General features: G+C 41.5%; 18 protein-coding genes. 5 read left to right on the top strand and 13 right to left on the bottom strand.

Annotation, left to right across the window (positions count from 1 at the left end; translation table 11 throughout):
- Positions 1 to 21: 21 nt before the first annotated feature.
- Positions 22 to 1,680 carry an ABC transporter permease gene (locus CDZ94_RS15225; protein WP_096438467.1) on the bottom strand — a complete coding sequence of 553 codons (1,659 nt, stop codon included), beginning with the start codon at positions 1,678 to 1,680 and terminating at the stop codon, positions 22 to 24.
- A 235-nt stretch (positions 1,681 to 1,915) separates the two neighbouring features.
- Entirely contained in the window at positions 1,916 to 2,974 is a 1,059-nt protein-coding gene (locus CDZ94_RS15220) for an ABC transporter ATP-binding protein (protein WP_096438465.1), read from the bottom strand.
- Between the two features lie 315 nt (positions 2,975 to 3,289).
- Here CDZ94_RS15220 and CDZ94_RS15215 point away from each other — a divergent pair, with 315 nt between their 5' ends.
- Both CDZ94_RS15215 and CDZ94_RS15210 read left to right on the top strand, forming a co-directional pair.
- Positions 3,290 to 4,621, top strand: coding sequence for a cytochrome ubiquinol oxidase subunit I (locus CDZ94_RS15215; RefSeq protein ID WP_096438463.1), 1,332 nt, complete (start codon positions 3,290 to 3,292; stop codon positions 4,619 to 4,621).
- 12 nt (positions 4,622 to 4,633) lie between these two features.
- Positions 4,634 to 5,662 (top strand): cytochrome d ubiquinol oxidase subunit II, encoded by a 1,029-nt coding sequence (locus tag CDZ94_RS15210; protein WP_096438461.1) that lies wholly within the window; start codon positions 4,634 to 4,636, stop codon positions 5,660 to 5,662.
- Between the two features lie 619 nt (positions 5,663 to 6,281).
- Here CDZ94_RS15210 and rocF read toward each other — a convergent pair.
- The 4 genes from rocF to pruA form a co-directional block, all read right to left on the bottom strand.
- Complete coding sequence (gene rocF / locus CDZ94_RS15205) at positions 6,282 to 7,184, bottom strand: arginase (RefSeq protein WP_096438459.1); 903 nt, start codon at positions 7,182 to 7,184, stop codon at positions 6,282 to 6,284.
- Positions 7,185 to 7,396: 212 nt separating this feature from the next.
- The gene (locus tag CDZ94_RS15200; RefSeq protein ID WP_096438457.1) at positions 7,397 to 8,308 is read right to left on the bottom strand and encodes a proline dehydrogenase family protein; all 912 of its coding nucleotides are present in this window, start codon (positions 8,306 to 8,308) and stop codon (positions 7,397 to 7,399) included.
- A gap of 305 nt (positions 8,309 to 8,613) precedes the next feature.
- The gene (locus CDZ94_RS15195; protein WP_096438455.1) at positions 8,614 to 9,807 is read right to left on the bottom strand and encodes an ornithine--oxo-acid transaminase; all 1,194 of its coding nucleotides are present in this window, start codon (positions 9,805 to 9,807) and stop codon (positions 8,614 to 8,616) included.
- A gap of 57 nt (positions 9,808 to 9,864) precedes the next feature.
- On the bottom strand, positions 9,865 to 11,415 hold the full coding sequence (gene pruA, locus CDZ94_RS15190; protein ID WP_096438453.1) for an L-glutamate gamma-semialdehyde dehydrogenase: 1,551 nt from the start codon (positions 11,413 to 11,415) through the stop codon (positions 9,865 to 9,867).
- Positions 11,416 to 11,700: 285 nt separating this feature from the next.
- On the opposite strand from pruA, the gene CDZ94_RS15185 reads away from it, so the two are divergent.
- Positions 11,701 to 13,113 (top strand): sigma-54 interaction domain-containing protein, encoded by a 1,413-nt coding sequence (locus tag CDZ94_RS15185; protein WP_096438451.1) that lies wholly within the window; start codon positions 11,701 to 11,703, stop codon positions 13,111 to 13,113.
- Positions 13,114 to 13,520: 407 nt separating this feature from the next.
- Here the strand turns inward: CDZ94_RS15185 and CDZ94_RS21410 are convergent, their stop codons facing one another.
- The 3 genes from CDZ94_RS21410 to sigX are packed head-to-tail and all read right to left on the bottom strand — an operon-like array spanning position 13,521 to position 15,559.
- Entirely contained in the window at positions 13,521 to 13,658 is a 138-nt protein-coding gene (locus tag CDZ94_RS21410; protein WP_157812063.1) for a hypothetical protein, read from the bottom strand.
- Positions 13,659 to 13,700: 42 nt separating this feature from the next.
- Positions 13,701 to 15,017: a hypothetical protein gene (locus CDZ94_RS15180; protein ID WP_096438449.1), complete on the bottom strand. Its 1,317-nt coding sequence runs from the start codon at positions 15,015 to 15,017 to the stop codon at positions 13,701 to 13,703.
- Complete coding sequence (gene sigX / locus CDZ94_RS15175; RefSeq protein WP_096438447.1) at positions 15,014 to 15,559, bottom strand: RNA polymerase sigma factor SigX; 546 nt, start codon at positions 15,557 to 15,559, stop codon at positions 15,014 to 15,016. Before sigX ends, CDZ94_RS15180 begins: the two co-directional genes overlap by 4 nt.
- Positions 15,560 to 16,032: 473 nt before the next feature.
- Here sigX and CDZ94_RS15170 point away from each other — a divergent pair, with 473 nt between their 5' ends.
- Positions 16,033 to 16,710, top strand: a complete 678-nt coding sequence (locus CDZ94_RS15170) for a GerMN domain-containing protein (RefSeq protein ID WP_100832427.1) — start codon at positions 16,033 to 16,035, stop codon at positions 16,708 to 16,710.
- Positions 16,711 to 17,065: 355 nt separating this feature from the next.
- On the opposite strand, the gene CDZ94_RS15165 is transcribed toward CDZ94_RS15170, so the two are convergent.
- From CDZ94_RS15165 to CDZ94_RS15155, 3 genes are read right to left on the bottom strand one after another with little or no spacing between them, the layout of a single operon-like run.
- Positions 17,066 to 17,473: a hypothetical protein gene (locus CDZ94_RS15165; RefSeq protein WP_096438443.1), complete on the bottom strand. Its 408-nt coding sequence runs from the start codon at positions 17,471 to 17,473 to the stop codon at positions 17,066 to 17,068.
- Between the two features lie 18 nt (positions 17,474 to 17,491).
- The gene (locus tag CDZ94_RS15160; protein WP_157812064.1) at positions 17,492 to 19,645 is read right to left on the bottom strand and encodes a heavy metal translocating P-type ATPase; all 2,154 of its coding nucleotides are present in this window, start codon (positions 19,643 to 19,645) and stop codon (positions 17,492 to 17,494) included.
- Positions 19,638 to 20,006, bottom strand: coding sequence for an ArsR/SmtB family transcription factor (locus CDZ94_RS15155; protein ID WP_096440898.1), 369 nt, complete (start codon positions 20,004 to 20,006; stop codon positions 19,638 to 19,640). Before CDZ94_RS15155 ends, CDZ94_RS15160 begins: the two co-directional genes overlap by 8 nt.
- 279 nt (positions 20,007 to 20,285) lie before the next feature.
- Between CDZ94_RS15155 and CDZ94_RS15150 the strand changes: the two genes are divergently transcribed.
- Positions 20,286 to 20,846 (top strand): hypothetical protein, encoded by a 561-nt coding sequence (locus CDZ94_RS15150; RefSeq protein WP_096438439.1) that lies wholly within the window; start codon positions 20,286 to 20,288, stop codon positions 20,844 to 20,846.
- 5 nt (positions 20,847 to 20,851) lie between these two features.
- Here the strand turns inward: CDZ94_RS15150 and CDZ94_RS15145 are convergent, their stop codons facing one another.
- Positions 20,852 to 21,199 carry an AbrB/MazE/SpoVT family DNA-binding domain-containing protein gene (locus tag CDZ94_RS15145; protein ID WP_096438437.1) on the bottom strand — a complete coding sequence of 116 codons (348 nt, stop codon included), beginning with the start codon at positions 21,197 to 21,199 and terminating at the stop codon, positions 20,852 to 20,854.
- Positions 21,200 to 21,486 lie beyond the last annotated feature (287 nt).

Below are 21,486 nucleotides of genomic sequence, written 5' to 3'. Positions count from 1 at the left end.
CAGCCCTCACAGGCTGCTTGTTTAATATTTCTTTAACATATATTTTAGAGGAAAAATAGACAAGAGGATAATTAACAATGCCGCTGGCGCAGCGGTGTAATAGATCGCCTCGCTGGTATCTACCCAAATTCGGACAGCTAACGTGTCAAAGCCGGCGGGTCTTAATAGCAAAGTTGCGGGTAACTCTTTAATTGAACTCACAAAAACGAGTGCCCCTCCAGCCAACACACCTGGTAAAATCGATGGAATGATGATCTTGACCATTACCTTCCAAGGAGGGTAACCTAAACTTCTAGCCGCTTCATCCATTCTTGGTGATATTAAACTTAAGGATGCTTCCCCAGCCTGCATTGCCTGTGGTAAAAATCTCACGACAAAAGCTATGGCAATTAGATAATAGGTATTGTAAAGAAAAGTGAAATACTGGCTAAAAATAAAGATGATTCCCAAAGCTACAATCACACCAGGAAGCGCGTAACCCGAGTAACTCAACTTATCAATCACATTTGTCAGAACAGAAGGGTATCGTGACTTCATATAAATAATTGGTAATGCTAAAGTCATACAGAATAAAGCTGCTAAGCCGGAAACCCGGATACTGTTCCACGCATATTTCCAAAAGTCCCAATCAATCGCTCCATGAGTCACACCTTGAACCGACCAGTAAATAAGAACGCCAATAGGTACGATTACGGATAAAAAGAAAATAGCAGATACATAAATCAAAGTCGGCCATTTCCATCGTCCAAGGCTTAACGTATCCGGAGCTTTATACGTATTGGTTGTTTGGTAATATTTTTGCCTTCGTCGTGTAATTGACTCTCCCCATAAAATGATGAGTGTGAGCCCGATCAATACGACACTTAGGACAGTAGCTGAAAGCGTGTCAAAGCTTCCCATTTGGTAATAAATGGCCGCCGTGAACGTGTTATAGCGGAGCATAGCGATCGCCCCAAAATCAGACAGGACATACAAAGCAATTAAAATGGCACCTGCGCCTATTGCTGGCCTTAAGAATGGAAGATTTACCTTCCAAAAAATTTGCCTTGTATTCATGCCTTGTGATCTCGCCACTTCTTCATAGTTACGGTTCATTTTTCTAAGAGAGGCACTAGCTATGAGAAAAACATAAGGATACGTAAACATCGTCAATACGAAAAAAACGCCCCAAAAAGAATAGATGGTAATTGGATACTCTCCAAACAAGGACACTAGCCACTCGGAATCACGCCACCAGTCACGCAGCCATCCTGTTGGGCCCGCTACAATGATATACGTAACCGCCCCTACATAAGGAGGAATGACTAACGGCAAAGCTAAAAGCCATTGCCATGTTTTTCTTCCAGGTAAATTCGTACGGTTTACAAACCACGCTAACGATACACCGATAATGACAGCAAATAACGTCACCATCCCGGTTAATGATAACGTATTCCACAACAACCCTGGAATTCGTTCGTCCAATAAGCGCATCCATCGATCCGCTCCAGCAAATAACGACTGCCACACCACATAAACAATGGGCACCGCCATTACAAAGGCAGTTGCTATCCCTAAAAGAAAGAGTACAAGACCAGGAGGATTGCCATTCCACATTTGCTGCCAAAGCCGATGGAAAAATAACATGGGTGATTGTCTATTTTGTTTATGCTCATCCTTCTCTTCTTTGTTATAACTCATCATGCCAACTCCTGTGTACACATTCTATAAACTAGTCATGTTTACTCTTGACAAAAATAAACCTATCGATAATAATTATAATTAAGTAATCATTATAATTAAGCGATACTAACTCGTTTTACAATTAAGCTTGTCTCTTCTATCTATACTAATATCTTTGCAGAAAAAAAGCACCTAATCCCTTTCTTCATCAGTTAAGAAAGAGATTAAATGCTCTCTGAAACGGTTACGAAAATTATTCAACAAGGGCTACTAACTCTGGTTTTATATCGAACGATACAATAGAGCCAACATCCACGTCTTGTTCAATAGGCGCGTAAATCATCATTGGTTCTTTAGAGAGCATTCGATCAGAATGCAGCCGTACATATAATTCTTGGTATTCTCCACCATACGTGACACGCTCTACCTCTCCACAATACTGTCCTTCTTTTGCTAAGCGACAGCCTTCAGGACGAATGGATAGCTTCACGTTTTCCAAGCGTTCCTTCCATTGCTCTGGGAGATCCACTTTACCAATATTAGTATGGATACTCCTTTGGTCATTGTCCATCGTACCCGTGAGTAAGTTGGTTTTACCGACAAATTGCGCTACAAAGCAATTCTTCGGACAACGGTACATTTCCTTCGGTGCAGCGATTTGCTGAATAATACCATCTTTCATAACAACCACTCGATCTGATACTGCAAAGGCATCTTTTTGATCATGAGTCACGATGATCGCTGTCGTATTTGCTTTACGCAAAATGTTTGTCACGTCAAAACGCATTTTTTCACGTAACCCCGCATCAAGGTTACTAAATGGCTCATCCATAAGGACAACGTGCGGTTTAGGTGCTAACGCGCGCGCCAAAGCGACACGTTGCTGCTGGCCCCCGGACAATTCGGTAGGGTAGCGAGTAGCGTATTCCTCAAGACCAACGAGCTCTAATACTTCCTTCGCTCGCTTCTTTTTTTCGCGCATCCCCCATTTATTTAAGCCAAACATAACATTTTTTAAAATGCTCATATGTGGAAAGAGAGCATAATCTTGAAACACCATACCAATGCCCCGCTTTTCTGGAGGTAAAGAATGAGTGTAATTATAAACTTCTTTTCCATCAATAATAAGTTCACCACCGCTAGGCTGTTCGAATCCCGCGATCATTCTTAATGTCGTCGTTTTGCCACAGCCACTCGGTCCTAACAACGTGATTATTTCCCCTTTTTCTATTGATAAATCCAAAGAGTCTACTGCAGGTTTAAGGGTGCTCGAAAAAAATTTAGTAATCCCTTTTAACTGAATAAAGCTCATATCTTTCCCCCCAGTTCGCGTGCTTCTCTATCTTCTATATTTCTTATTTAGAATCGTTATAAGTAGTTGAGAATGATTTTCATTATTTATCTGAATTATATCACAGAAAATTTTTTTGAGTCAATGAAGGATGACAAATCCTAAAAACATTTTCATCGATACCTATTCTTCTAAAGTCAGCCGTCCTAACTAATGTCAGAGGTATTTTACCTCATATGGAAAAATAATGAATACTTTCCGCTAATGTTAGAACCCTATAAAGAAGAATTATTGCAAATCGTATGAGTAAGTGACTAGCGTGAAGAGGTGTGTGTTATGGACGAGGTTTTATTGGCAAGGATGCTGTTCGGGTCTTCAATGGCCTTCCATATTATTTTCGCGACATTGGGAGTTGGGTTGACATTAATGATTTTTGTCGCGGAAATTGTTCGAGCGATTACAAAAGACGACCATTTCGGTGTGATGGCAAAGCGTTGGACAAAAGGATTTGCCGTCCTGCTTGGGGTAGCGATCCCATCAGGTACGATTGTAGGCGTTATGCTTTCATTATTATGGCCTGGTTTTATGGGGATTGTCGGACGCGTTATAGCGCTGCCTTTCCAGATTGAGATATTTGCCTTTTTTCTTGAAGCGGTCTTTATGTCGATTTATATCTACGCTGCTGACCGTCTTTCAAATACAATGCGTATCGTCAGTGTCGGCTTTGTTGCTCTCGGCGCTACTGCATCTGCTGTCCTTATCACAGATGCTCACGCTTGGATGAACACACCTAGAGGCTTTGATTATGTTAATGGGGAAGTGACGAACGTGCAGCCGTGGGATGCTGTATTTAATCCGAGTGTGTTTGTAACGGTTGCCCACGTTGTAAGTACAGCTTATATGGCTGGAGCTTTTGCGTTAGCCTCAATTGCAGCCTTTAAGCTTATGAAAAACAACCTTTCGGATAATGAGAAATCCTATCATAGAAAAGGGCTGGCCATTTCACTGGCGATCGGAGCGATTATGAGCTTTTATACCGCTATAAATGGTCATGATACTGCAAAAATGCTCTACGAATACCTTCCTGTAAAACTAGCAGCTGCAGAAGGGTTATTTGAAACACAAGCTAACGCTCCTTTAGCCATCATGGGAATTCCTGATCCAGAGCGAGGAGAAGTCGTGGGTGGCATTGAGATTCCTGGTATGCTCAGCTGGCTTGCTTCAGGTTCTACCGACGGTGTTGTCCAAGGACTATACGATTATCCCGAGGAAGAGTGGCCACCTTTGTTCGTACATACATTATTTAACGTCATGGTCGGCATCGGATTTACTTTAATAGGACTTTCATTTGGTGCTCTTTTTTACAGGTTTGTGTTCCCGAGAAAAGCCTTGCCTAAATGGATACTCGGTGCACTCGTTACAACCGGCCCCCTCGCGATGCTTGGGATCGAAACGGGCTGGATTTTTAGTTGTACTGGCCGTCAGCCATGGACTATCTATGGCGTTCAACTTACTGAAGAAGCGGCTACCCGTTCAGGGAACCTGGGCTTTTTATTTGTCCTTTTTATTAGCCTCTACCTTACCTTGCTAGTATTAACAGCCCTTGTCCTAAAGTTCTACTTTGGTCGCAATCCTGTCAATGAAGAGCTGCAAAATCTGAATGTATAGGGGGAACAAACCATGGGTGAACCATATATAGCAATTACAATTATCTGGGTGTTTCTTTTCGTCTATGCCATTGCTGGTTCCATTGATTTTGGAGCAGGTTTTTGGGCGATGTATTATGACAAAAAACAAGGATCTAAAGCTTCTGTTATCGCTAACCGGTACCTTTCTCCTTCGTGGGAAGTGACAAATGTCTTTTTAGTACTGCTCGTAATCGCCCTTGTCGGTTTTTTCCCAGGGGCGGCTTCTTACTTAGGAACGTTAATGATTCTTCCATTTAGTCTCGTCCTTTTTTTACTCACCATTCGCGGGACGTTTATGATCTATGCCTACTCTTCAAAGAAATATTCTCGCATGCTTACCATTATTTCTGGTACTACAGGTTTATTTATCCCAGCACTTCTTGTTGCTACTCTTCCAGTAGCTATAGGCGGATTCGTTTCAATCGGTGGCGAGCGCGATTATCTATTATTTAATGAAATTTTCACGAGCCCCACCCTATACACACATGTTGGATTCGGCTTAAGTACAGAATTATTTTTATCGGCGTTATTATTAAGTGACTACTCCAGAGAAGCTCAGTCTGAAGAAACCTATCGGGTCTATCGTAAAAATGCGCTTTGGTTAGGACCTGTTACATTGCTATTTGCCATTGCTGCTACGTTTACTTTACTCCCTGAAGCAGGATGGATGGTTGAAAACATGGTAAACGTTTGGTATCTCTTCGCCCTCTCTCTCATAGCGTTTATCATCGGATACATTGCGCTGTTTTTACCTTCACAAAAAGAAAACCCAGGTCGCCCAAGATTAAGTGTCATTTTCATCGTCCTTCAGTTTGGTTTAGCAAGCTTCGGATATGGACTTTCTCATATGCCATACATTCTCTACCCCGATCTTACGATACAAGATGCATTTACGGACCCAGCAATGTTTCGCTGGCTTTTAGTAGGGTATGCAGCAGGGATGGCAATCCTCATCCCGGCTTTCATTGTCTTCTGGCGTTTATTTATGAAAGATAAGCGTTATTTACAAGCGGACAAATAGAAATGAGTGACGGGGGGGAGAATTCATTTACTTTTGAATGAATTTCATAGTTCTGAGTCCAGGAGACTTTGCGGTTCGTCCGCGGAAAGCGAGCAGATGCAGGACAATGGAGCTCCATAAAGCTCCTCTTAATTTAACACCAAAATGCCCTCATTAAAAATGTAGGGATAAAAATGATTAATAACGTAGGAATACCAGTTCTTATGTTACTTTTGGTTGTTAAATATTGTTTTGCCATACACTTTGGACATTTCTTAAAGAAGAAAAATTTGAGAGCTTCTCGGTACCTAAAAGTATAATTACACGACCACAATTAGGTAAATTCAATAATAACCTCTCCTTTCTATTCAAACCCTGTTAAGTGGTTAAGTAAGCGCACTAATTACACGGTACCGTAAAATAGAAAATGGTCCTTCTTATAGCATTAGCAACAATATTTACGAAAACAGCCTATTAAAAACAGTGTAAGCTTCCACCGCATGTTTTAAAGTCTATAGGACGCTCTCCCTTGATACGAGCGGTGTGAAGGAGCTGTGAGCTAAAAAGGGGCAAATTATATAAGTTTCTTATCTATTCAAAAAAGAGCAGACCGGATTCTGCTCTTTCCATTAACTAAGTTTTACAGCAACTTTTCTCCAAACAAAGAGCCAATTAAACCAACAGCTGCTTCTGCTGTTTGGTTTTTGGAGTCTAAAATCGGATTTACTTCGACAAACTCTGCGGAAGTGAGCAAGTTACGCTCCGCCAGCATTTCCATAGCTAAATGGGTTTCACGGTAAGACGTTCCTCCCACCACTGGCGTACCAACTCCCGGAGCGTCGTGTGGGTCGAGGGCATCTAAATCGAGGCTTAAGTGAACCCCGTCCGTATTGTTGGACGCATGCTCAATTGCTTCTTCCATAACCTTTGTCATTCCCATGCGGTCAATTTCGTGCATCGTAAACACTTTGATTCCTTTTTCCTTGATCAGCTCACGTTCTCCTCCATCAAGTGAGCGCGCACCTACAATCACCAGGTTTTCCGGTTTAATTTTAGGAGCGTAGCCGTTAATTTCAGTCAAGGAAGGATGTCCGATCCCTAAGCTGACAGCCAAAGGCATTCCGTGAATATTTCCTGAAGGTGACGTGTCTCCTGTATTTAAATCACCGTGTGCATCAAACCAAATCACACCTAGATTTTCACATTTATTCGCAACTCCCGCGAGTGTACCAATTGCAATACTATGGTCTCCGCCCAACACTAACGGAAAGTCTCCTTCTCCTACTGATCGAGTAATCGTGTCAGCAAGACCTTGACTTGCTTTTACTACTTCATTTAGATCCTTCAGATTTCCTTCTTCAACGACATCGAATTTATCTGGTCGTCCAATTTCAATGTCGCCACGGTCGTTAACTTCGTACCCTAGATTCTCGAGCCTTTCTACAACCCCTGCATAGCGGATCGCACTTGGGCCCATATCAACACCACGACGACGTTGACCAAGGTCCATGGGAACACCGATGATTGAAATACGCTTATTCATTGACACTACACCTCACCTTTTTACTATTAAATTAACAAACTCTTAAACACTCTAAAAACGATCATTCTATCACATTGACGAATGACCGCTTTGCTTCCCTTATTTAGTATTACGAAGGTCGCTATCATTGTGCAAACAGGATTGAGTGATATATCTGCCCATTGCTCAAGGCTACAAGAGATGATGTACGCGATGCTCGTTCATTCTAGGCTTTACTTGGAAAAGAAACCCCTAAGAGCAAATGAAACATTTTGCGGACGTTCTGCTAGGCGCCTCATAAAGTACCCATACCAATCTTCGCCAAACGGAATATACACTCTCATTTTATAACCTTCAGAAGCAATTTGTTTTTGAAGTTCAGACCGGAAACCATAGAGCATTTGAAATTCAAATTGATCTCTTGGAATATTATTTTCTTTTGCAAACTCTTTAATTTCAGCAATAATATTATGGTCATGAGTTGCCACGGCGGCATAGCTTCCGTTTAATAAGTGAACTTTAATAATGTTCAGATAATTTTTGTCAACGTCTTCTTGACGTTGATGAGCCACTTGTGGTGATTCTTTGTATGCGCCTTTAATAAGCCGCAGGTTAACGCCCTCTAAGTGACGAATATCTTTTTCTGCTCGGAACAAATAACCTTGAATGGCTGTTCCAACATTGTCATATTGTTTTCTTAAATCATCAAGTAAATCAAGTGTTGGCTGCAAATGAGTGTAGTCTTCCATGTCAATACGAACGAAATTGCCGTACTTTTTCGCTGTTTCTAAAATGCGGACCATGTTATCACGACAAAGACTTGGATCTACATCTAGCCCTAGCTGGGTCAATTTTAACGAAAGATTACAATTCACGCCGGTTTCTGAAATCGCTTTCAAAGTATTGATGCAATAATCAGCCGAGTCGATCGCTTCTTCACGATTAAATACAAATTCCCCTAAGTGGTCTACAGTACAAACGAGCCCATCTTCATTTAGCTTCGCAGCAGTTTCCATTGCCTCGCGAATCGATTCACCCGCAATCACTTGCTTAGCTCCTAATTTAGGGCCCCATTTTGTTGCTTTATTTTTAATGAACTTATTCTGAGAGAGGAAGAGAAAAAAATTTCTTGTGATCATCTCCATCCATGAACCCCCTTACCTTTTCATACCTTTTATAGGTTGTTCAAAAAGTCCGCTAAAAATGGCTTTTGGATCTCTCGTTGGCTCTTTTTATGCTCCTACTTGAACATACGCTTTAAGGATGAATTCAATTTTGCATTTCCTGATGCTATAGCCTATTCAAAAAAAGACAATCCAACACGGCACGTGCTCAGTTATAGACTGTTTTCACTAATTTACTACTTGCTAAACCAAAGAGCTTTCCCCGTAAGACATCGATGGTTTAGTGAAGAGAGGAGAGACTCTCCTCTCTTCTAAGGTTTTTGAAATTATGCGGAAAGTACTTTACGAACTCGATTTAGGGCCCACTCCAAATCCTCTTCGGAAATGACTAGAGGTGGGGCGAATCGAATGACATTTTCATGTGTTTCTTTACAAAGAAGCCCAAGCTCTTTTAATTCTTCACAGTAAGGTCTGGCTGGTTCAGTCAATTCGACACCGATAAATAGACCTTTACCCCGAACTTCTTTCAATTTCGGGTTGTCAATTTTACGAAGTTCGCTCATAAAATATTCTCCTAGTTTTAAAGAACGTTCTACGAGTTTTTCTTCTTCGATGACTTCCAGCGATGCCACGGAAACAGCACAAGCGAGTGGATTACCGCCAAATGTTGATCCATGTGAACCAGGTTCAAAGACACTGAGAACATCATCGTTGGCTGCCACTACACTAATTGGCATTACTCCGCCTCCGAGTGCTTTTCCGAGAATATACATATCCGGTTTTACATCTTCCCAGTCGCAGGCAAACATTTTTCCTGAACGACCGAGACCGGCTTGAATTTCATCGGCTACGTAAAGGACATTGTTGTCTTTACAAATGTCATACGCCTCTTTTAAGAAACCTTCAGGAGGAATATTAATGCCTGCTTCCCCTTGGATCGGTTCAAAAATAAACGCTGCTGTGTTCGGTGTAATCGCATCTTTCAGCGCGCCTGTATCACCGTAAGGAATAATTTTAATTCCTGGTAGCATCGGTCCAAAATCTGCCTTGTACTCTTCATTTGATGAAAGAGAAACTGCGGTCATCGTACGTCCATGGAAGTTTTCTTCACAGACGATGATTTCTGCCTGGTTCTGCTCTACACCCTTCACACGGTAAGCCCAGCGGCGGACAGCTTTAATTGCTGTTTCTACCGCTTCGGCACCTGTGTTCATTGGAAGAATCATATTTTTACCCGTCATCTTCGTTACTTTTTCATAAAAACGACCGAGTTGATCGTTATGAAAGGCACGAGATGTAAGAGTAATACGATCGGCTTGATCTTTTAAAGCTTGAATAATTTTCGGATGACGATGTCCTTGATTAACCGCTGAGTAGGCACTAAGCATATCAATGTAACGATTGCCTTCAGGATCTTCCACCCAAACACCCTCAGCCTTTGAAATAACAATCGGCAGCGGATGGTAGTTTCTGGCACCGTACTTTTCGGTTAAATCAATAATTTCTTTCGTTTCCGGCATATGAAAGCCTCCTTCCATTCATTTATAGACTAAGCTTGAAGCGCCTTGTTTACTTGATTAAAACTGATCAGATACCGTTTTCGGCTGTAAGAAATGAAGCAAGTAATCAGGTCCACCGGCTTTAGAGTCTGTTCCTGACATGTTAAAGCCACCAAATGGCTGGTAACCTACAATCGCAGCTGTACATCCACGGTTAAAGTAAAGGTTACCTACGTGGAAGTCTTCGCGAGCTTGCTCAAGGCGATCACGGTTATTTGAAATAACAGCACCTGTCAAGCCGTAGTCTGTGTTGTTAGCAATTTCAAGGCCATGGTCAAAGTCTTTTGCTTTTGTAAATGCAACGATTGGACCAAAGATCTCTTCTTGCATAAGGCGCGCTTTTGGATCAACATCTGCGAAAATCGTTGGCTGTACAAAGTAGCCTTCAGAGTCATCGCCTTCTCCACCTGCCATGAGTCGACCTTCTTCTTTACCAATTCCAACATACTTCATAACTTTATCGAATGCACCTTGATCGTTAACAGGCCCCATGAAGTTGCTGTTATCTTTAAACGTTGCGCCTACAGTAAGTTCTTTTGTAAGCTCTACAGAACGCTCTAATACTTGGTCGTACACATCTTCATGGATAACGGCACGTGAACAAGCTGAACACTTTTGGCCAGAAAATCCGAATGCAGACTGTACGATAGATTGAGCTGCTAGTTCAAGATCGGAGTCATTGTCCACGACGATCGTATCTTTTCCGCCCATTTCGGCAATGACGCGCTTGAGCCACTTTTGACCATCTTGTACCTTTGCAGCGCGCTCATAAATGCGAACACCAACGTCTCTTGAACCAGTGAAGTTGATGAAACGTGTACGAGGGTGATCAACAAGATAGTCGCCAATTTCAGAGCCGCTACCAGGGATGTAGTTAACAACACCTGCTGGCATACCTGCTTCTTCAAGAACTTCCATAAATTTATACGCAATTACCGGTGTTGTACTAGCAGGTTTTAAGAGAATTGTGTTACCTGCTACCATAGGTCCAACTACCGTACCGGCCATAATGGCAAACGCAAAGTTCCAAGGAGAGATCGTAACACCGACTCCAAGTGGGATATATCTGAATTGGTTATCTTCAATTTCACGAGAGTTAATTGGGAAGCCGTCTTTAAGACGATTAATTTGACGAGCATAGTATTCTAGGAAGTCAATCGCTTCAGCTGTATCTGCATCTGCTTCCTTCCATGGCTTACCTGCTTCATACACGAGATAAGCAGAAAATTCATGCTTGCGTCGACGAATCATTGCAGATGCACGGTACAAGACGTTAGCACGTGCTTCTGGCTTCCACTTTTTCCACGTGTCAAAAGTTTCATCCGCAATTTTATGCGCTTTTTCTGCATGCTCTTGTGTTGCTTTAGAAACATACCCAACCACTTCTTTACGGTTCGCAGGGTTTTCAGAAACAAATTTATCTTCTGTCATGACACGCTCTCCGCCAATAATTAGTGGGTAATCTTTCCCTAGTTCACCACTAACTAATTTTAATGCTGCTTCCATTTCTTTACGGTTTTCCTCAATTGTGAAATCCGTGAATGGTTCGTGTTTGTAAGGTACTACCATGGGTCAATCCACTCCTTTTACAAAATTCATCATAATGATAATGTTTACACTATTCTATATTGCAAGAACTATGCCAAAATGTAAGCCCTTACATAGGTTGGTTTTTAGTCTTTTGGTATGCAAATTTATTTTGCATTGAAAAAAATTTTTGCACTTTTCATGCAAAATATGTTTGCACTTTTAAATGGGGGAAAGGTAAACTAAAGATGTCAGTTACAGTCAGATGATGACAGTTTTAGACGTTCTGAATAATCACAGCAGTTCTTTGAAACGGGGGGGAGGCTCATGCCGGTCAACAATCATTCATTACCCACACTTGATGGCATTTACCAGCAACTGTTAGATGCCATCGATGTTGGTATTCACGTTGTTAATAATGAAGGAATTTCTGTTCTTTACAACCGAAAAATGTCAGAAATTGAAGACATGGAGAAAATTGATGTACTTCAACGAAACATTATGGATATTTTTATTTTCACAAGCGAGGAAGAAAGCCGCCTTATGCAAGCACTCCGTAAAGGAGACGTAAGGAAGAATGCTAAACAAGCTTACTTCAATTTTAAAGGTCAGGAAATTACAACCATTAATGATACCTTCCCATTGCGAAATGAAAACGGCGATATTATTGGTGCGGTTGAGATCGCTAAAGACATCACTCGCCTTGAGAAGCTTACGCGTGAAAGCGTCCGTGAAAAGCCTGATGCGAAATATACATTTGACCAAATCATCGGAAAAAGTCAACCCATCATTGATGTTATTGAGAATGCAAAAAGAGCCACTCGTACGACTTCATCTGTATTAATTACAGGTGAAACCGGAACGGGTAAGGAGCTTTTTGCCCAAAGTATTCATAATGGCAGCGCCCGTTCTTCTAAACCTTTCATTAGTCAAAACTGTGCCGCCCTCCCAGATACACTTATTGAAAGTATTTTATTCGGAACGGTGAAAGGTGCATTTACAGGAGCTTCAGAGCACCCTGGACTTTTCGAACAGGCCGACGGAGGGACATTAATGCTTGATGAAATTAATTCATTAAGCACTCCTTTGCAAGCAAAACTTTTAAGAGCCATTCAGGAAAAAACGATACGCCGAATTGGCGACACAAAGGACAGGCCTGTGGATGTGAGGATCTTAGCTACCGTCAACGAAGACCCCTTAATTTCCATGGATAAAAATGACCTTCGTGAAGATTTGTATTATCGATTAAGTGTTGTTTCCATCGTCGTCCCTCCCCTACGGAAACGAAAGAGCGACCTTCCACATTTAGTGGAACATTTTATTGATAAATACAACTACCGTTTTCAATTGAAGGTACCGAGTGTATCTCACGGAGTCATGGAGCTTTTTCGAGAATACGATTGGCCAGGAAATGTCCGGGAACTTGAGCATATGATTGAAGGGGCAATGAACCTTATTCAATTTGATGAGGAAATCGATTACACCCATCTTCCTCCTCATGTTCGGCATAAATTTCCCCTCTACGCTACTTATTCTTTTGCGCCGGTCCAACCCGCGTCACAACCTGCTGAGAAGAGACCAAATCGAACACTGCAATCGTTTATGGAAGAGGCCGAAAAGGTCTACATCGAACAAATCCTTCAACAGTGCGAAGGGAATGTAACCCAAGCTGCTAAAGAACTAGGCGTCAGTAGACAAAGCCTTCAATATCGTTTGAAAAAGTATGAAATAAAGAAATGATAAGAGCGTGCAGCATAAGAATTACCGAGTAGGTCGAGGCTGCTACCGACATATCGTCGGATTAGCTGCGTAGCTTAACTAGCAGAGGAAGAGACAGAAGGTTTTACTTCCCATTTTCCGACTAAGAGAATACGACAGCTATTTTTAGCGGACTTTTAAGCAATCTCTTTAAAAGGGTAATGATATGATTTTTTGCTAAAAATAGATCGAGTTTTATGGAGTGTCATGTCATATAAAGCGATAATTGTCTCTTTGCCACGCTTTTTTATTTCGTTGTCGGTTTTCATCTTTTCTTAACGTACTTTCATTCGACAGCATCATTTCCCGGGAAACACTCTTCGACTCCGGGTTAATTAAATCGTCGTAATGACAATAATTATTGTTTCAAACCAGGAAATACCCGAATGTTATCTAAATTTTGATACCATATTCGCATAAGGAACGGTTTCCTTGTCGTTTCTTCCTTTAAGTGCGTGGTGATTCAGATGAAAACCTACGTAATAAGGAACACTCGCTAAAACGAGGCTCTCCTTATTTTCATACAAAAGAGAAGCCTCCACTTTTTTGACAGTGAAGGCTTCTTTTCGTCAGTTTTGTACGTTGGAGATTTTATAAGGTGCGATGGGATAGCCGATGGAAATGTTCATCACTTGTTCGGCCCCCGCTCCTTCAAATAAAATGTAATCATAATGAAATTCTGCAGCTGTGTGAATAATCGCTTCAAGCATTTGCTTTTGCTCTACCGAATGTTCATCAAGTAGGAATTGTTCATCAAACGTGATGACAACTCCACCTTCCTCTTCCGTCACTTCATCTATAACCGTCTCATTATTATCCTCGATGAACGAAAAAGGTGACAAGAAGGGGGAATCCTCTCCTCCATCAAACTCCCGCATCATATTGAGTGTTTCTTCAAAACTACTGGAAACGGCCTCATCAATGGTTTGAGAGCTATGAACAATGAGGTTCTCGCCGTTATCGGTTTCAAACAATAAATAACCGCGAATCTCTTTGCCTTCTCTTATTTCCCAGCTATTCACGTTTCCTTCTGCTCCGAACATGAACCCAGGCTCCTCGTCCGTGGTAAGAAGAATACGTTCATATCCGAGAGTCGCAAAAAGCTCTTCAATTCCCGCTTTGTAACCATTCGTTTCATTAGAAGAGAAGCTCTGGTAATGTGCGGTTTCCGATTCTGCAAAATCCAATTGGACCGTTTCACTGTCAATAAAGGAAATGTTTTTTAACCCTTCTAACGTAAGCTGGCCGTCATCATCATTACTCGTTAACTTCTCAAGTAAAAGTTCACTTAGTTGATGGTCGGCTTCTACGACCTCTCCTTTTACCGCAGCAATGGTACGATCAGTCGTTGCATAAAGATATGCAACTGGAATATTCACAAAATCCGTTTCTTGAACTTCTTCGCCATTCTCCTCTTCAATTTCAGCGACTTCAACTTCATCGGAGTCTTGCTCTGCCGCTTCTTGATCCGCCTTAGGCTGAGCTGCTTCCTCCTGTTCATCACCACTGATTGATTCCTCTTCTGAACCGGAGTCGGCCTCTGAATCATGATCATCCTCACTAAAGAAGATTGTTGATTCATCATTAGATTCATCATTAGATTGATCTCTATCTTCTGTCGAATCTAGAGTGAGTGACTGTTGATTCTCGTTTGTTAAAAATGAAGGAACAATTAATATTAGAAGGAAAATTGCAGCTGCACTGGCGATAACTGGATAGATCCAAGTCTTTGAACGACGAGATTTACTTCTTGAAAACGAGTGCTCGGCAGCTCTTGTTTCAATTTTCGAAAAAAGTTCATCTTTTGATTGCCGGTCTTTTACTGGGGGAAGGTTTTTCAATGTATTTTCTATATCCTTTTCATTCCAGCGCGGTTTTTTGGTCATCTTCTCTTTGCCTCCTCCCCTTCACTTTCTTCGTTTTCCAGGTGTTTCTTCAAAGATTTAATCGCACGATGCTGTGTCGTTTTTACTTTACTTTCGGTCCACCCAAGAACCGAAGCCGTCTCTTGTATCGACATCGCTTGAACATAACGTAAAATTAATACTTGTTTTTGATCAGGAGTACAACGCTCCATCATGTGATAAACATATTGGACGTCTTCATTCTGCTCAACAATTTCATCAGGCAGCGGAGCGGGATCCCGCATCTCAAACGCTCTCTCTGACAGCTCATATTGTTTCCCGAGCCACTTTCGTTTTTTTCGATTTTGACTTCGCATCCAGTCAATTGCTACGTGTTTAGCAATGGAATAAAGCCATGTTTTTTCAGTACTTTTACCTTCAAAACCTTTATATGATTGTAAAACTTTTATATAGACCTCTTGTACGAGTTCTTCTGCCGTTTCACGGTTTCGAACCATGTAAAACAGGTACTGGAATAACGCATGATGATAGGTTTCATACAAGCGCTCAAACTCCTCTCTCACAGTTTTCCCTCCCTGTCACTAGTTTTGTCGATATACGCTAAGATAAGTTACACTATTTTTGACAATTGTATATTTCTACCCATTTTAGCTGGTAAATGCCCAAACCCAATAGAGGGCTCCGCCAATAAACCCGATAATAAGCAAAATGATTGCTAATGTTGTATTTTTCATTCGCATGGTAGGTCCACCTTCCAAATGTAATTGATTCACCCGTATATTATATCAAACGTATTTATTAGAGAATACCTCTTCATATAGTAACATGAAGGAACTTCGCATAATGCAAGCATCCACTTGCCTAACGATCAAAAAACAATAGGAATAGGACTCAATTCGCTATAACACTAAGTCTTTAGACATGTTTTTATTCTATTTGCTCTTTTCCAGAAGAAAATTATGCTAATATTGTAACGCTTTGCTACGTATAGCGACTATTAAAGTAATCAACTAAAAGACGAAAGAAGGTCATAATGATGGAAAGAGCTAAATGGTTGTTCGTTACAATAAGTGCCGTACTCGTGTTAGCTGCATGTGGGCAAGGGGAGCCAGACGAAGATGCAGTTGGTGGAGAAAATAACGTTGGTGAAGAAGTAACTGAAGAAACTGACGAAGAAGGTTCTAAAGAGGAAAACGAAGAGTCTGAAGAAAGCCAGGAAGGTGACACTTCTGAAAATGAAGGAACTTCTGAAGAAGAAAGTGAAGAATCTACTGAAGAAGATGAAGCAGCGATGATTAATGAAGTTACCTTCTATTTCAGTGATGATCAGTTAATGGAAAAGTTCCGCGTGACATCGGACCAATCCGTTACAAGTGATGAGCAAGGAGCAAAAGAAGCTCTGCAAGAATGGGCAGGAGGACCAAATAAAGAAGGTCTAGCGAACCTCGTTCCAGAAGGTACCACTGTTCAATCGGTCACCTTCGTTGACGATGTAGCTCATGTTTCATTTTCTTCTGAAATTGCCGAAGCCAACTTAGGTTCTTCTGGTGAACTCATGTTATCTGAGCAATTAGCGATGATGATGGTTCAGTTTGGATTTGACCGTACGCAGCTATTAATCGATGAGGAAGTGCCTTCTGAGTTCTTAGGGCATTTAGATGTAAGTGAACCGTTTACAGCACCTGATGTAAGTGAATATAGTGAATTTGAATAGGAACAAACCGCGTAATCGATTTTTTTAACCTCTAAGAAGATCCGGCGGCAACAGCTCCGGACTTATTCATAGATGATAAGCCGTACTTCCAATTTGAAGTGCGGCTTTTATCAATAAGTCCGTGTGTTCAATAGGAGCATAAAAAGAGCCGAGTAGATCGAGGCGGAGAAGTCTTAGAACACCGGAACGTATGGTGTTAATACGTGAGGAGCGAAGAGGCAAGCCAACGAGCGTGCCCAGGATGGGGTGACTCCTGTGTTCGCCACAGGACGTGGCCGTATTTAGCAGGAGATCATATTCTCCAACAGCTATTTATAGCGGCCTTCTTGAACATCCTCTATAATCAATAAGGGACTTACAATAATAACCTTACATATAACATTAAGAGAAAACCTATCCCTAAAATACATACCACACCATAGTAAAACACACGAAGCCACTTCGGTAATGAAGAAAGGCGAATTGGCTTTACCATAGGAATGCCGAGGTTGTGCGATTGGCGACCGATTTCATTGAACGGTTCGTGAGCTGGTAACCCTCTCTCCTTTTGGTTGCGTTCTTTGTGACAATGATCCTTCCATTTATAACTCTCGTACTCTCGTAAATAGTAATACTTTGCTTTCTGAAAATCTGTAAAGGAAAGAACCTCATGTTTCAGAGGTTCTAATGATGACTTATCCCTCGCTTTTATCAGACTTTCACAATGTCGCTGTTCATGAAACGAGCATTTCTTCTTCCGCTTATCCAAGTGTAAAAAGACCATTGCCTCCCCTTTCTATCTCTATCCTTTACGATTATTCGGCTTTTTTGTTCCACTTTCTGTACGAATTAAGCGCAAACTATTTAATGTTACTAACAGAGTAGCTCCGATATCGGCAAATATTGCAATCCAAAGCGTAAGCCAACCAAAAGGAACTAACAACAATGCCAACGCTTTTAGTACCAATGAAAAAACAATATTTTGCTTAATGATCATCATCGTCTTTCTGCTTAAGCGAATCGTGTAGGGAACTTTCGCTAAATCATCCCCCATTAAGGAAATGTCAGCCGTTTCAAGAGCTGCATCCGTTCCGACCTTCCCCATCGCGATTGACGTATCAGCTACGGCAAGTGCTGGAGCATCATTCATTCCGTCCCCTACCATTCCTACGCTGTAACCAGCTTGCTGCATGTCTTTTATTACATTCAGTTTATCTGCTGGAAGCAAACGTGAACGAACCTCTGTCACACCTGCTTCGGTGCCAATAGCGTTTGCTGTGTAAGTATTGTCTCCTGTGAGCATTACGATTTTTTTAACACCTAACCGTGTGAGCTCTGTTAACGTTTGCTTCGTCCGTGGTTTTACTTCATCCCGTAGGGCAATAAGACCGGTGATTTCCTTTGCGTCACCAACAACCACGACCGTTTTCCCTTCTTTTTGCAAAGACTCTACCTTTTCCATTAACGATTTGGTAAACATAGCAGGATAATGATCTTTTACAAAGGTAGGACTTGCTGCAAAACTTTCCACACTGTTTATTTTCCCTCTCACTCCGTGGCCGGTAAGTGTTACAAAATCGGTCACTTCAATCTCGCTATCTACATGTTCTGGGAGGTCTTTAATATATTGAACAATCGCTTTAGCCAATGGGTGGTTTGCGTATTTTTCCAGATGATAAGCAGTTAATAGTAATCGTACCTTATCTTCTCCATCTAAAGGATCAACATCAGTCACCTCGGGCACTCCTTTTGTTAAGGTCCCTGTTTTATCAAAGGCAATGGCATTGACCTTTCCTGCCTGCTCCATATAGATACCACCTTTAATTAGTACACCTTGCTTAGCACTGTGTCCAATCGCAGTAACGATTGCAACAGGCGTTGAAATGACTAAGGCACAAGGACAGCCGACGACTAACGTTGCCAAACCAAGATAGATCCATTCGCTCCATATCGCTCCCATAAATAACGGAGGTACGGTAGCAACCAATGCTGCCAATATCATAATAGCTGGGGTATAAAATTTGGCAAATCGATCAACAAACTGTTGTGCTGGGGCTTTTTCCTGCTGGGCCTCTTCCACTAAATGAATAATCTTCGCCAATGTTGTATCTTCTACTCTATTGGTAACTCTAACCTTGAGAATCCCTTCCTCGTTCACTGTGCCAGCAAAAACACGGTCCTCTTCCTTCTTATTCACTGGAATGCTTTCCCCGGTGATTGAGGCTTCGCTAACAGATGAATGACCTTCCATCACCGTACCGTCTACTGGAATTTTTTCACCTGGTTTAATAAGAAGCACATCGTCAACATTCACATCGCTCACACTTACACTGGTTTCTTTTGTCCCTTGTAAAACTGTCGTGTTTTTTGGTGTCAGATCGATGAGGTTTCTTAGAGAACGTCGTGCCTTATCCATAGAATAGCTTTCCAGTGCTTCACTTATTGCAAAGAGAACGACGACAACAGCCGCTTCTCCCCACTCGCCAATAAAAGCAGCACCAATGATCGCAATCGTCATTAGGGTTTTCATATCAAACTGGGCGCGAACAAGGTTTTTTAATCCTTGCCAAAACAGCTGATAACCGCCGATTGTTATCGCACCTAGAAATAACGAAACACTAAGGAGACTCTCTCCTCCAAGCTGAAACAACGCGATCCAGCCAGCAAGAGCGAAAAGAGAGGCAATGGCAACACGGATATTTTTCCCTTGTTTCCATATAGGGTCACTTTCCCAATCATTATTACTAAAAGAAGCCTCTTGAATTTTTAAGTTTTCGAAAGCACCCGCTCGCTCTAACTCCTCAACTGTTACCGTGCCGTCAACTGATAGTTTACTAGCTGTAAAATTAACCTTTGCTTCACTTACTCCAGGTAACTTATTTACATTCCGCTCAAATTGAGTCGCACAGCTCGCGCAAGTAAACCCCCGTACTTGAAATTCTTCATGATTACTCATGATGCTTCCCCTCTCGTTGATGCTCCATCGTCAGTTTAATAACATCGACTACGTGATCATCATCAAGACTATAAAAAACAAGTTTTCCTTCCTTTCGGTATTTCGCTAATCCCATTTTTTTCAACATTCTTAAGTGATGAGAAGCAGTCGCTGTTGATGACTGCAATAAATGAGCGACATCACATACACAAAGCTCCTTTTCAAGAGTCAAAGCATAGGCTACCTTCAACCTTTTTTCATCTGCTAAGATTTTAAAAATTTGACTCGTTCCGTGAATCTCTGAATCTATGATTGTTTGCTTTAGATGTGAAACTTTTGCTTTATCAAAGGAATAGACGTCACATGTGTCGTTTTTACTCATCATTTTACACCTCATTTTAGAGGATGTTCAAAAAGTTTGGGTAAACAGCTGTCGCGCCGCACAGGATGATACTCCTGCGGTGGTTAGTTGAATCTCGGTCCTCTTTATTCCTTTTTGAACACACTCATTTATAATATGGATTCTTTATTCAAATATTGGTTTGAGTATACTATATGCAGATTAGTTAGTCAAAAGAACTTTTGAATGTTTGGGCACTTCTAATGGAGCGGTTGTCCGAATAAAGATGTAAGGAATGAAACGTATAGGGGGTATTGGTTTATGACACTCGTTTTGATTCTTCTACCGCTCATTTTATTTTTCATTACTAACGCTCGGTACAAGGGCTCTCTTACAATAATGGAAAAAATGATGGCCGTCATGGCATTAGCCATGCTATACGGTTTAACAACTGGGATATATGCTGGAGGGTTGTTTCATGGCTTGTTTTTTTATTCTTTGGCAGTAGCTTTAGCTAGCGGCGTTATCCTCGGTGTTGTTTTAGGATGGCCATTACACCGGATGGCCATGGTTGAAGGAGGGTTTTCTGGTGGAATGGCGGGAATGATGGGGGCCATGACAGCGGAAATGCTTACGATCAGAGAAGTTTCCATTGGGCTGTTTTTTTTCATGTTACTCACAATCGTCTGCACACTTACAACTCTTCAATGGGTAAGAGCGAAAAACAAAAAAAGTACGCCTTTCTCATTTAAATGCTTAATCGTAACTATGAGCTATGTAGGGATTGCGTTTTATTTTTACACAACTGCCCCACCGTTTATCGATATGCAAACGGAAATCGACGAACCCAGTCATGACCACCATCAACATACCCAACCTTAACTTTTCTAAACCCGTTTCAGCAAAAGTTCACAAAATTGTGCGGGGACAGTCCCCGTAAAGATTTCGAATTCGGTGCCGGGGTCGATTGTTAATTGGTTTCTGATTTCTTTTGGGAGGTAAAGTGAGCCATTATTGTTGATGTGACTTTGGATGTGGAGTGATTGTTCTATTTCTTCAGTTGATATTATGATGCTGTCCCGCTCTATAACCAACGCAATCGAGCTCTTCTTTTGTAATTTCAATTTGGTTCGTAGCTTTTTAGGAATCGTGATGGCAAAGGCTTTGTTCATTTTACACGTTAGATTGGTCGGAACCCATGCTTGTGAATATTGGGTGAAAGAACTTGTCGCCATCGTACTAGACACCTCCTGACAGTCTTTTTCCGTTTTCTTTTAGGATTAAACGTTGATAAGTTCAAGAGTCTAATGTTAGTTCATTGGTGGTGCGTACATTTTGCTTAGGCTCGTCATACTTTTTTGCTCATAAAACCACCCTTTCGACTCATAAAACAACCTTTTTGCCTCGTAAAGTTCTCCCACACGTCTCGTTAACACTGCCTTTCCCTCACTGTTTCGTACGATTTTCCTTCCCCTGAGGCTCGAAGACTCTCTTTTAACCTAAGAAAAACCGCAAAGCGGTT

This window comes from Alteribacter populi (assembly GCF_002352765.1).
GTDB classification, from domain to species: domain Bacteria; phylum Bacillota; class Bacilli; order Bacillales; family Salisediminibacteriaceae; genus Alteribacter; species Alteribacter populi.
This window is presented reverse-complemented; position numbering and strand designations above follow the sequence as displayed.